Annotated in this window: 8 protein-coding genes; 1 reads left to right on the top strand and 7 read right to left on the bottom strand. The window is 66.9% G+C overall.

Translation table 11 applies throughout. From position 1 onward, the window contains the following. Nucleotides 1-112: 112 nt before the first annotated feature. The 7 genes from ACF1B9_RS16200 to ngcE form a co-directional block, all read right to left on the bottom strand. On the bottom strand, nucleotides 113-1,462 hold the full coding sequence (locus ACF1B9_RS16200) for a sugar ABC transporter permease (protein WP_391740472.1): 1,350 nt from the start codon (nucleotides 1,460-1,462) through the stop codon (nucleotides 113-115). Beyond that, nucleotides 1,459-2,253, bottom strand: coding sequence for an ATP-binding cassette domain-containing protein (locus tag ACF1B9_RS16195; protein ID WP_391740471.1), 795 nt, complete (start codon nucleotides 2,251-2,253; stop codon nucleotides 1,459-1,461). Before ACF1B9_RS16195 ends, ACF1B9_RS16200 begins: the two co-directional genes overlap by 4 nt. Nucleotides 2,254-2,425: 172 nt before the next feature. Next, nucleotides 2,426-3,523, bottom strand: coding sequence for a sugar ABC transporter substrate-binding protein (locus tag ACF1B9_RS16190; protein WP_391740470.1), 1,098 nt, complete (start codon nucleotides 3,521-3,523; stop codon nucleotides 2,426-2,428). Nucleotides 3,524-3,644: 121 nt separating this feature from the next. Beyond that, entirely contained in the window at nucleotides 3,645-4,844 is a 1,200-nt protein-coding gene (locus tag ACF1B9_RS16185; RefSeq protein ID WP_391740469.1) for an ROK family protein, read from the bottom strand. A 198-nt stretch (nucleotides 4,845-5,042) separates the two neighbouring features. Beyond that, nucleotides 5,043-5,960, bottom strand: a complete 918-nt coding sequence (locus ACF1B9_RS16180) for a carbohydrate ABC transporter permease (RefSeq protein ID WP_391740468.1) — start codon at nucleotides 5,958-5,960, stop codon at nucleotides 5,043-5,045. Nucleotides 5,961-6,060: 100 nt separating this feature from the next. Further along, the gene (locus tag ACF1B9_RS16175; RefSeq protein WP_391740467.1) at nucleotides 6,061-6,984 is read right to left on the bottom strand and encodes a carbohydrate ABC transporter permease; all 924 of its coding nucleotides are present in this window, start codon (nucleotides 6,982-6,984) and stop codon (nucleotides 6,061-6,063) included. Nucleotides 6,985-7,034: 50 nt separating this feature from the next. Continuing rightward, nucleotides 7,035-8,483, bottom strand: a complete 1,449-nt coding sequence (gene ngcE, locus ACF1B9_RS16170; protein WP_391740466.1) for an N-acetylglucosamine/diacetylchitobiose ABC transporter substrate-binding protein — start codon at nucleotides 8,481-8,483, stop codon at nucleotides 7,035-7,037. Between the two features lie 497 nt (nucleotides 8,484-8,980). On the opposite strand from ngcE, the gene ACF1B9_RS16165 reads away from it, so the two are divergent. Continuing rightward, nucleotides 8,981-12,826 (top strand): GH92 family glycosyl hydrolase, encoded by a 3,846-nt coding sequence (locus ACF1B9_RS16165; protein ID WP_391740465.1) that lies wholly within the window; start codon nucleotides 8,981-8,983, stop codon nucleotides 12,824-12,826. Nucleotides 12,827-12,845: the final 19 nt, after the last annotated feature.

Raw genomic sequence — 12,845 nt, 5'->3', positions numbered from 1 at the left:
CGGGGCCTTCGGGACGTACCCGGTACACGGCCGGGGCTCCGTGCGCACACACGGACACGGCTGTGCCCGGCACCGCGCGGGGTGCCGGGCACAGGACCGGGCGGCCGGGATGTTACGCGCGACCTGCGCTCTTCTGGGTGCGACGGGAGACCGAGTCGATGACCACGGCGGCCAGCAGCACCGCGCCGGTGATCATGTACTGGATGGCGTTGGCCATACCGATCATGTTCAGGCCCTGCTGGATCGACTGGATCACGATCATGCCGAGCAGCGCGGACCAGACCTTGCCCCGGCCCCCGAAGAGGCTGGTGCCGCCGATGACGGCGGCCGCGATGACCAGCATCAGCGTGTTGCCGCCGCCGACGCTCTTGGTGGCGCCGCCGGAGAGGCTGGCGATGAAGAGGCCGCCGAAGGCGCCGAGCGTGCCGGACAGGGCGAAGACGATGATCCGGACCCGGTCGACGTCGATGCCTGCGCGGCGGGCGGCCTCCGGGCTGCCGCCGACCGCGAAGACCTGGCGGCCGAAGGTCGTGCGCCGGGCGACGAAGTCCGCGGCGACCAGGACGGCGAGGAAGAGCACCAGGGCGAGCGGCAGTCCACGGGCGCCCTCGGGCTCGTTCAGGACGTACGCGACGACGAAGCACAGGATCGCGACGACGGCGGTGCGCAGCACGACCTCGCCGGTGGGGCGGGCGGGCAGACCCGCGGTCTTGCGGCGCCTGCTGTCCACCAGGAGCGAGGCGGCGTACGCGAGGACCGCGACCAGGGCGAGTCCGTAGCCGGCGGCCTTGTCCTCGAAGAAGTAGTTAGTGAGGTTCTCGACGACACTGCCGGACGGGGTGTTGATCGAGCCCTCCCCGCCCATCATCCAGTCCTGAAGACCGCTCCAGCCGAGGAAGCCCGCCAGGGTGACGACGAACGCCGGTACGCCGATCTTGGCGAAGAAGAAACCGTGCAGCGCGCCGAGAGCCGTTCCGGAGAGCACGGCGACGGTGATCGCGAGCCACTCGTTCCAGCCGTGGCTGACATTGAGAACGGCCCAGACGGCCGCCCCGACGCCGGCGACGGAACCGACCGAGAGGTCGATCTCGCCGAGCAGCAGGACGAACACGATGCCGACCGCCATGATGCCGAGGCCGGAGCTGTAGACCGCGATGTTGGCGACGGAGCTGGCGGAGAGGAAGTTGCTGTTCTGGAACTGGAAGACGATCGCGATGACGATCAGACCGACGAAGACCGGCAGCGAGCCGAGCTCACCGCCGCGCACCTTGCGGGTGAACTCCGACCAGTAACCCCTGAAGCCCTCCTCGCGGACGAGCAGACGCGGGTCGACGGCGGGTACCGGGGCGGCCGACTGCTCGGCGGCCGCTTCCGGTGTGCCGGGCTTGCCGGCGGTGCTCTCGGGGGCCCCGGAAGTCTCGGAGCTCTCGGGAGACTTGGGGGTCTTGGCGAGGTCGCTCACTTCGCGTCCTCCTTCGTGGCCATGCGCGCTTGGCGACGCGTGACGGCATTGTCCGTGGCGCCGGTGATCGCGGCGATGATCTCTTCGTGGGAGGTGCTCGCCACGTCGAAGACGCCGTTGTTGCGGCCCAGGCGGAGCACCGCCACCCGGTCCGCGACGGCGCGCACGTCCGCCATGTTGTGACTGATGAGGATGACGCCGTGGCCCCGCTCGCGCAGCCGCTCGACCAGGTCGAGGACCTGGGCGGTCTGCTCGACGCCGAGTGCCGCGGTCGGCTCGTCGAGAATGACGATCTTGGGGTCACCGATCAACGCGCGTGCGATGGCGACGACTTGGCGCTGGCCGCCCGAGAGCGAGGCGACCGGGATGCGGACACTCGGGATCCGGATGGAGAGGGTGTCCAGCAGTTCCTTGGCGCGCTTCTCCATCGCGATCTCGTCGAGGACGGTCGCCCTGCGCAGTTCGCTGCCGAGGAAGAGGTTGGCGACGACATCGAGGTTGTCGCAGAGCGCCAAGTCCTGGTAGACGGTGGCGACTCCGAGATCCTGGGCGTCGTTGGGCCGGTTGATGCGTACCGCCGCGCCCTCCCACTCGATGACGCCGTCGTCGATCGGGTGGACACCCGAAATGGTCTTGACGAGGGTCGACTTGCCGGCGCCGTTGTCGCCGACCAGGGCGACGACCTCGCCCGAGTGAATCTCCAGGTTCACGTCGGTGAGCGCCTGAACGGCGCCGAACCGCTTGGAGATTCCGCGCAACGCCAGCACAGGCGTAGCGGACACGTGAATCATCTCCTTCACCGCCTGACCGGCGGGAATGATGGTACTGAGCGCAGAGGTGCGCAAGGAGGAGTCCGGCGCCCGCCCCCAGCTTGCGGGGCGTTGACGGAGCGGGCGCCGGACCGGCTGGGAGGCCCGGAGGCACTGCCCGAGGGTGTCGGAAGGACCGGCCGACGGGCGGGTCCTACTTGATACCGGCTGCCTCGCAGGCCGCCTTGTACTCGGGCGTGCAGATCTCCGCGGCCTTGTAGACCTTGTCGGCAATGATCGTGCCGGCGATGTTCTCCTTGGTCACGACCTGCGCGTCGTACAGCCGGGCCGGGATGCCCTTGAACTCGCCGGAGAGGCTGTCGACCTTGGTCGGGGTCAGCTCGTCGATCTTCTCGCCCTTGAGGAGCTTGACCGCGATCTCGGCGGTGGTCTCCGCCTCGGGCTTGATCTGCTTGTAGATCGAGAAGGACTGGTCGCCCTTGAGAATGCGCTGCAGACCGGCGAGTTCGGAGTCCTGGCCGCCGACCGGGACCTTGATGCCCTGCTTGTTCAGTGCCGTGATGATGCCGCCGGCCATGCTGTCGTTCGCGGAGTAGACGCCCTGGAAGCCGTTCTTGCCCAGGGAGTCGATGGCCGCGCCCATCTTCTTGTTGGCCTCGTCCGGCGACCAGTCCGGGATGTCCTGCTCGTAGACGACCTTCTTGACCTGGGCGTCGAGGACGGTGTGCGCCCCCTTCTTGAAGAACGGGGCGTTCGGGTCGGTCGGCGAGCCGTTGATCATGACAACGTTGCTCTCCTTGGCCTTGGCGCCGAGCGCCTTGACCAGGGCCTCGCCCTGGAGGCGGCCGATCTTCTCGTTGTCGTACGACACGTACGCGGAGACCGGGCCCTCGGCGAGGCGGTCGTACGCGACGACCTTGACGCCCTTCTTCGCCGCCTGCTGCACCCAGGACTTGGTGGCCTTGTAGTCGACGGAGTCCAGGATGATGACCTTCACACCCTGGGTGATGAGCGCGTCGAACTGCTTCTTCTGGGTGTCGCTCTCCTGAGCGGCGTTGCTGTACTTGATCTTGCAGTCGCCGCACAGCTGCGCGACCTTCGCCTCGATGATGGGGCGGTCGAACGTCTCGTAACGGGTGGTCTTGTTCTCCGGCAGCAGCAGGCCGATGGACTTGCCGTCGCCACCGCTGCCGGCCTTGTCGTCACCCCCCGCCTTGCCACAGGCGGCGAGGGAGACGGCCATGGAAACTGCGGCCGTGCCCATGACGATGCGTCGCGTCGTTGCGTTCATGCGGGTTGCCTCCCTGACGAGGCCGCGACGTCGCGGCCGAGGTGGCTGGAAGTCAACTCGGCCCCGACGTCAGCGTCAAGGAGTAAATCCTTAACGAGATGACAACGGTGCCATCCGTTATCTAAGTGAAGGCAGGGGTGGCCGTCGACAAGGTGCTTTCCAAAAGGGTTGAATCCCCCATCTCGCTCAGCACCAGCGCCAGCGCACCCAGCACCTCGGCCCGGCCGCCGAGCGCTCCGGGCAGCACCGAGAGCTGCCGGGCGGCGCTCGGAATGGCGTAGCGGGAGACCGAGTCGCGGATCGGCGCGAGCACCAACTCGCCCGCCTCGGCGAGCGAACCGCCGAGCACCACCCGGCTGGGGTTGAGCAGATTGCAGAGATTGGCCACCCCGCTGCCGATGTGCCGTCCGACGTCCCCGATCACCCGACGGCAGCCCGGATCGCCCTCACGGGCCAGCTGGACCACCCGTTCCATGGTGAGGTCGGGCCCGTGACTGGGCTGGAGCAGCGGCAGCACGTAGCGCGCGGCCGTGAAGGTCTCCAGGCATCCCCGGTTGCCGCAGCGGCACACCGGGCCCGATTCGTCGAGCGTGATGTGCCCGATCTCACCGGCCGTGCCGCCCGGCCCCCGGTAGATGTGCCCGTCGATCACCAGACCGGCCCCGACCCCGCTGGCGACCTTGATGTAGGCGAGGTCCCTGACCCCCCGGCCGCTCCCCCACACCAGTTCGCCGAGCGCCCCGAGGTTGGCGTCGTTGTCGACGTACACCGGCACCCCGAGCCGGCCCGCGAGCTCCTCGCCGGGGTTGATGCCCGTCCAGCCCGGCAGGATCGACGTGGAGCCCAGCGTGCCGGACTCGACGTCGATCGGGCCGGGTACACCGAGGCCCACCCCGATCACCTTCTCCGGGCTGATCCCGGTCGTCTCGATGAGCCGTCTGACCAGCCGCTCGGCCCGGCCGAACCCCTCGGCCGACGAGGCGTCGACATCCAGCGGCTCGGACTCCTCGGCGAGCACCTGGTGGGCGAGATTGCCGACCGCCACCCTCAGATGCGTATGCCCGAAGTCGACACCGACCACGATGCCGGCGTCGCCACTGAGCGAGACACTGCGGGCCCGGCGGCCGCCGGCCGAGGTGGGGGTCACCTCGACCGTGCCGCCGTCCTTCAGTTCGCGAACGATGTTGGAGACGGTGGCCGCTGACAGGCCGGTGCTCCGTGCGATCTCCGCCTGCGTGAGCGAACCGGCCATGCGCACCGCGCGCACGACCCGCTCAAGGTTGGCGCGATGCAGAGATGTCTGCGACCCCGGAGTCTCCATCGACTCTCTCACTCCTGCCGTTTTCTCTAACATGTGAACTCTAAGCTGACCGTTTTGGGGTACTCCCCGTCAAGACCTTGAGCATGCGAAGCCTCGGATGAGCACCGTGCCCTCACCTGGGCGGTCTTCCGCACACGGCGAACCGCCCGTCGGCGCGTGGCCGGCGGGCGGTTCGGGTCCGTACAGGGGCTACGGGTGCTACTTCACCGCACCCGCGGTGAGCCCTGCCACGACCTGACGCTGGAAGACGATGTAGGCCGCGAGGACCGGCAGCATCGCCATCACCAGACCGGCGAAGAGACCGGACCAGTCGCCCTTGTACCCCTGGCTGTTGGCGAGTTCGACCAGCCCCTGGGAGAGCACCCGGTGGTCCGGGTCGGTGTTCAGCACGGTCGGCAGCATGTACTGGTTCCACTGCCCGAGGAAGTTGAAGATACCGACGCTGATCAGGCCGGGTTTCGCCATCGGCAGCATCACCTGGAAGAACGTCCGGGTGTGCGAGGCCCCGTCGAGCATCGCCGCCTCCGCCACCGAGGTCGGCAACGTCCGGAAGAACGAGGTGAGGAAGAAGACGGTGAACGGCAGCGAGTACGCGATGTAGACCATGATCAGTCCGTGTCGCGTGTTCAGCAGGGCCATGTTGTTCATGACGAAGAACAGCGGGACCAGCGCCAGGATGATCGGGAAGCTCATCCCGCCGATGAACAGGTAGTAGATGAAGCGGTTGCCGGGGAAGTCGAACCGCGCCAGTACGTACGCCGCCATCGACCCGAGCAGCAGAGTCCCGACGAGCGAACAGCCCACCACCACGACGGTGTTGAAGAAGTAGTCGCTCATGTGCGCCTGGCTCCAGGCGCGCGACCAGTTGTCGAAGTGCAGCTTGTCGGGGAGCGCCAACGGCGTCGACAGGATCGAGTCGTCGGACTTGAACGACGACATGACCGCCCAGAGCAGCGGCATGACGACCAGGATCGCCCAGATGATCAGCACACCGTGCGAGAAGACGTTGAGGACCTGGCCCTCGCTGCTCTTCTCCTTGACCGCGGGAGCGGGCAATTTGGCCACGGGGGCCGGTTCCGCCGCCGGGGCCGCGGGAGGGGTGTCAGTGGTCTTCACGTGTACTCACCTCGTACTGTCGAGCCGGACACGGAGGCCGACCTGTGGTGCTTGTGGTGCCTGCTGGAGGTCCGGGCGCCGTCTCCCGTCAGTCGCGGCATCAGAACTCCAGCCGCTCGCGCCGGCCCAGTCGCATCACGATGGCGGCGAAGGCCATGGTGACGATGAGCAGTCCGACACCGATCGTCGTCGCGTATCCGGCCTGTCCGTCGCGGAAGGCGGTCTGGTACACGTACAGCGGCAGAACCGTGGTCGAGTAGTCGGGGCCGCCGGGGCCCACGGTCATGACCTGGACGGCGGTGAACGCCTCCACGCCGAGGGCCAGGATGCCCATGTAGACCCAGCCCGACTGCACCGTGTCCCAGAGCAGCGGGAGGGTGATCCGGAAGAACGTGGTGAAGCGGTTGGCGCCGTCGAGGAGCGCCGCCTCGTAGAAGTCCTTCGGGATGGACGCCATGCCGGCGGAGAAGAGGACGACGAAGAACCCGACCGTCGACCAGACCAGGACCGACATCACGCAGATGAGCGCGAGGTTCGGATCGCCCAGCCAGTCCGGCTGGACGGATCCCAGACCGATCGCCTTCAGCGTCGAATTCAGCACCCCGCTGGTGGGGTTGAACCCGAACTGGAACAGCAGGGCGACGATGACGATCGACAGCACCTGCGGGAAGAAATAGGCGATCTTGTAGAAACTCGACCCGCGCACGCCGGAGACCGCGGCGTTCTTGCGCCGCCGGCCTCCGACATTGAGCATGAAGGCGAAGAACAGCGCCAGGCCCAGCGTCACCAGCGGCAGCAGCAGCACGAGCAACACGCTGTGCTGCAACGACTTCCAGAAGATGTCGTCCTTCAGCATCCTCGTGTAGTTGTCGAACCCGACCATCTTGAAGTCCGGGCTCAGGCCGGTCCAGTCCGTGAACGAGTAGTAGATGGACTGGATGAACGGCCAGATGACGAAGACCGCGTACAACGCCAGTGGGACCACCAAGAATCCCACGATGAAACGGTACTTGCCGTGCTGCATCGTTTACCGACCCCGATCTTTCCGCGGGTGCCGCCGCTGGTGACGGTTGCTCACTGGTGCTTGTAGTGCTTGATGGACTGGTCCTTGGCCGCCGCGTCGGCGAAGGCCTGGATCTTCTTGATGGCTTCCGCAGGGGTCGCGCGGCCGGCCATCATCTCGCCGATACCGGCGACACCGATCTGCTCCTTCTGGAGCTTCACGTACCAGTCCTGCAGACGCGGGTTCACCACGTTGTCGCCGGCCTTCTTCAGCGAGTCGACGCCGGACTGCATGGCGGTCGACAGGGTCAGACCGTCGGTGCCGCCGTTGAAGGCGCTGAGCGACTTGACCTGCTTGGTGAAGTTCTTGGAGGACTCCTCGGAGAGCATGATGCGCAGCTGCTCCATGCCGCCCTCGGGGTTCTTCGCGTTGGCCGGGACGACGAAGGGCTCGCCGCCGGAGGCCCAGATGGTGCCGAACGGCATCTTGTCGGACGAGTCCAGGCTGGACGGAGGCGCGACCATCATCTTGAAGTCCTTGGGCGTGGTCGGCGCCGCCTCGTTCTCCACCCACGAACCGTTCGGGAGGAAGAGCGCCTTGCCCTTGGTCCACTCGGTCTGCGACTGGATGTGGGTCAGGCCGGGGGTGCCCTTGAGGATGTACCCCTTCTGGTACAGCTCGTAGTACGCCTCGAACGCCGCCTTGACCGCGGGATCCTTCCAGGCGTTCGGCTCCAGGTTGTCGATCTTGTCGAGAACCTCCCGGCCACCGATCTTGGCGATGAACGGGTAGAGCGAGAACGGCAGGTAGTACGGGTACTTACCGGCGTACGTCCAGCCGGCGATGCCCTTCTTCTTCGCCTTCGCGCAGAGGGCGAGCATGTCGTCCCAGTTCTCGGGGTACTGCGCGTCGAGGTTGTCGAGCGCGGTCTGCGAGTACCAGACGCCGTACACGGTGTACGCGTAGTACATGATCCAGACCGGGTCGCCGTCGAACTGACCCATCTCCAGGACACCCGGGCGCAGCGTGTCGCGGACCTTCTTGGTCGGGTCGTCGATGGACGGCGCGTCCATCAGCGGCGTCAGGTCCGCCAGCTGCTTCTTGCCGACCAGGACACCCATGTCCATCTGCTCGGCACCGGAGTTGTCGATCAGGTCCGGCGGGGTGCCGCCGTTGAAGCGCGGCTGCAGCTGCGACTGGATCTTCTGGGTCGCGACGTGCTTGACCTTCGGGGCCTTCGGGAACGCCGCGTTGTACTTCTTCTCCGCGTCGATCGCGTACTGCTGGCCGAAGCCGCCGTCGAAGATGACCACCTCGAGGGGGGCCGTCTCGTTGACGCCGAGCGGGTTCGTCTTGCTGACCTTGCCCTTCTCGACCTTCTTGTCACTGCCGCTGTCGCTGCTCGCACACGACGACAGGAAACCCATCGTGGGAACGGTGAGCAGGCCGAGCGCGGCAGATCGCTTGATCACATCGCGACGGCCGAGGCCCTCATTCTTGTGGGCGGAGGTGGATCCCATGCTCAAGTCCTCGCCTTCTCCAGGACTCAGGCGGTGTGTACCGGTCGCCCGTCGATATTCGCCTCAGGCGAAGGGCCCCGCCACCGCGGTCAGTTGCGCTTGGGTAGTGCTGATCTCAGGCTAGCCATGTGCAGTGGGGGGCTTCGGGAGATCGGGCAGCGGATGCACTTGTTGTGCCCCGTGACCGTTCCCCCGTGTCCCCCTTGTCCGCGGCGCCGGAAACGGCTGTGCAGACGCCGACAGGTATAGTCCACTTGCGCCCGACTGAGCAAGATCGAATGCAAGGTCGAGCAGCAGTCTTTCCCGAGTTGAGACCTCGCGGATACCTGGACCCCGTGCGCCTCCGTCCGGGTGTAACGATTTCCGCATTACGGTCGATTCGACTGGCGGTTCACACTCAACGCCCTTGACACATCACGCCACTTGGCTCCCTACTGGACCTTGCGCGTCCCTGACAACGTTGTCCAATCGCACTTCCTCGGGAGGATTGGCTCCGCATGCAGCCCCGACATGGTTCTCGCAGGAGACAAAGCCGTACGGCCGCACTGGTCGCGGCTTCACTGGTTCTGGTCGTGACAGCCCCCACCGCGGCCGCCGCGCAGTCGGCCGGGACAGGCGAAAAGCGCCAAAGCACCTCGGGTGAACGGACATTCAGCTCGTCATTCGAAGCGGACGAAAAGCAACCGGAATGGCGCAACACCGTCGAAGAAGGCCCTGACGGAAAGAAGCGGTCATCGGGTGTCGACGGCGGATTCTCCACTGGAATACCGGGCAATGTCACCGACAAGGTGACAGACGTCCGTGCCAGTGGCGAGAACACCGGCGGCGGGGAGGTGAAGGAGAACCTGGTCGACGGGGAGTCGGGCACCAAGTGGCTGACCTTCGCACCCACCGGCTGGGTCGAGTTCGATCTCGTCGAACCGGTCAAGGTCGTGACCTACGCGCTGACCTCGGCCAACGATCACGACGAACGCGACCCGAAGGACTGGACCCTGCAGGGCTCCACGGACGGCAAGGACTGGAAGGACCTCGACTCCCGGACCGGCCAGAGCTTCACCGAGCGGTTCCAGACGAAGTCGTACGATTTCACATCGGACGCGGCCTACCAGCACTTCCGGCTGCAGATCACGAAGAACAACGGCGCCTCCGACGCGACCCAGCTCGCCGACGTCCAGTTCTCCGACGGCGGCACCTCGGCCCCGGCGCCGGAATCGATGCGCAGCCAGGTCGACCGCGGCCCGTCCGGCTCCCCCACCGCCAAGTCGGGTGCGGGCTTCACCGGCAGGAAGGCCCTGCGGTACGCCGGCACGCACAAGGCGGACGGCCGGGCCTACTCGTACAACAAGATCTTCGATGTGAACACGGCTGTCACCCGTGACACCTCACTCTCCTATCTGATCTACCCCCAGATGGGCGAGACGGACCTCTCCTACCCGGCCACGCACGTCTCGGTGGACCTGGCGTTCACGGACGGCACGTACCTGAGCGATCTGCGGGCCACCGACAGCAACGGCGGCCTGCTGACCCCGCAGGGTCAGGCCGATGCCAAGCGGCTCTACGTCAACCAGTGGAACAAGGTCGAGTCGGCGATCGGAACGGTCGCCGCGGGCAGGACCGTGGACCGGATTCTGGTGGCGTACGACTCACCCAAGGGTCCGTCGAAGTTCCAGGGCTGGATCGACGACATCAAGATCGCCCCGAAGGCGCCCGAGAAGCGCCGCGCGCACCTCTCCGACTACGCGTCGACGGTCCGCGGCACCAACTCCAGCGGTTCCTTCTCGCGCGGCAACAACTTCCCCGCCACCGCGCTCCCGAACGGCTTCAACTTCTGGACGCCGGTCACCAACGCCGGATCGACCAGCTGGCTGTACGACTACGCGCGCGGCAACAACGATGACAACCTGCCCACCCTCCAGGCCTTCAGTGCCAGCCATGAGCCGAGCCCCTGGATGGGCGACCGGCAGACCTTCCAGCTGATGCCGTCGGTGGTCCCCGGCACCCCGGACGCCTCCCGCAAGGCGCGGGCCCTGCCGTTCCACCACGAGAACGAGACGGCGAAGCCGCACTACTACGGTGTGACATTCGACAACGGCCTCAAGGCGGAGATGACACCGTCCGACCACGCGGCCCGGATGCGGTTCACCTACCCCGGTGCCGACGCGAGCGTCGTCTTCGACAACGTCTCCAACGACGGCGGGCTCACCCTGGACCCGGGGACCAGCTCCTTCACCGGCTACTCCGATGTGAAGAGCGGCGGCTCGACCGGCGCCACCCGCCTCTTCGTCCACGGCGTCTTCGACGCGCCGGTCACCGCGAGCGGCAAGCTGTCCGGCGGCGGGGGCGACGACGTCACGGGCTACCTCCGCTTCGACGCCGGCAAGGACCGCACGGTCGAGCTGCGCCTGGCGACCTCGCTGATCAGCGTCGACCAGGCGAAGCGGAACCTCGCCGCCGAGATCCCCGCCTCCCGCTCCTTCGGACGGGTCGAGGACCGGGCGCAGCGGGCCTGGGACGACATCCTGGGCAAGGTGGAGGTCGAGGGTGCCACGACCGACCGGCTGACCACGCTCTACTCCAGCCTGTACCGGCTCTACCTGTACCCGAACTCGGGCTTCGAGACGGTCGACGGCAAGGACAAGTACGCCAGCCCCTTCTCCCCGCAGGTCGGCTCCGACACCCCGACCCACACGGGGGCGAAGATCGTCGACGGCAAGGTGTACGTCAACAACGGCTTCTGGGACACCTACCGCACGACGTGGCCCGCGTACTCCCTCCTCACGCCGGACAGGGCCGGCGAGATGGTGGACGGCTTCGTCCAGCAGTACAAGGACGGCGGCTGGATCTCCCGCTGGTCGTCCCCCGGCTACTCCGACCTGATGACCGGCACCTCCTCGGACGTCGCCTTCGCGGACGCCTACGTCAAGGGCGTGAAGTTCGACGCCGAGGCGGCGTACGACGCGGCACTGAAGAACGCCACCGTGGTCCCGCCGTCCTCGGGCGTCGGCCGCAAGGGCATGCAGACGTCCCCGTTCGTCGGTTACGCCGACACCTCCACGCACGAGGGCCTGTCCTGGTCGCTGGAGGGCTACCTCAACGACTACGGCATCGCGCAGATGGGCCGGGCGCTCTACAAGAAGACGCAGAAGGAGCGGTACAAGGAGGAGTCCGAGTACTTCCTGAACCGCGCCCGCAACTACGTCGGTCTCTTCGACAGCAAGGTGGGCTTCTTCCAGGGCAAGGACGCCAAGGGCGACTGGCGGCTCCCCGCGGACCGGTACGACCCTCGGGTCTGGGGCTACGACTACACGGAGACGAACGGCTGGGGCTACGCCTTCACGGCCCCGCAGGACAGCCGAGGCCTGGCGAATCTCTACGGCGGGCGCGCCGGCCTGGCGAAGAAGCTCGACACCTACTTCGCCACTCCGGAGACGGCGGGCCCCGAGTTCGTCGGCTCGTACGGCGGTGTCATCCACGAGATGACGGAGGCGCGTGACGTACGGATGGGGCAGTACGGCCACAGCAACCAGGTCGCACACCATGTCACCTACATGTACGACGCGGCCTCGCAGCCCTGGAAGGCACAGGAGAAGGTCCGTGAGGTACTGGGCCGGCTCTACACGGGCAGCGAGATCGGGCAGGGTTACCACGGTGACGAGGACAACGGCGAGCAGTCGGCCTGGTACCTTTTCTCCTCGCTCGGCTTCTATCCGCTCGTGATGGGCAGCGGCGAGTACGCGATCGGCTCGCCGCTGTTCACGAAGGCCACGGTCCATCTGGAGAACGGCCGCGATCTGGTCGTCAGGGCGCCGAAGAACAGCGCGAAGAACATCTACGTGCAGGGCCTGAGGGTCGACGGCAAGAAGTGGACCTCGACTTCACTGCCGCACGACCTGCTGGCCAAGGGCGGCGTCCTGGACTTCGACATGGGTGCGAAGCCTTCGTCGTGGGGCACCGGCAAGGATGCCGCGCCGGTCTCGATCACCACGGACGACAGCGTGGCGACGCCGAAGGCGGACGTGCTGAAGGGCGCGGGCGCCCTGTTCGACAACACCTCGGCCACCTCTGCCACGGTCGCCTCGGTGGACCTGCCGGTGCCCTCGGCCGTGAACGCGGCCCAGTACACGCTGACATCGAGCGCGGCGGCCAAGGCCCCGACCGGCTGGGTCCTGCAGGGCTCGTCGGACGGCACGACGTGGAAGGACCTCGACAAGCGGTCGGGCCAGTCGTTCGCCTGGGACAGGCAGACAAGGGTGTTCTCGGTGCGCGCTCCGGGCTCGTACGCGCACTACCGCCTGGTGTTCGCGGGTGAAGGGAGCCTGGCGGAGGTGGAGTTGCTCTCCTGATCCTCGGCCCGCTCCAGGT

It is taken from the genome of Streptomyces sp. NPDC014727 (assembly GCF_043083485.1).
In the GTDB taxonomy this organism is placed as follows: Bacteria; Actinomycetota; Actinomycetes; order Streptomycetales; family Streptomycetaceae; genus Streptomyces.
The sequence above is the reverse complement of the archived record's forward strand: the minus strand, read 5'-3'. Positions and strand labels throughout refer to the sequence as shown.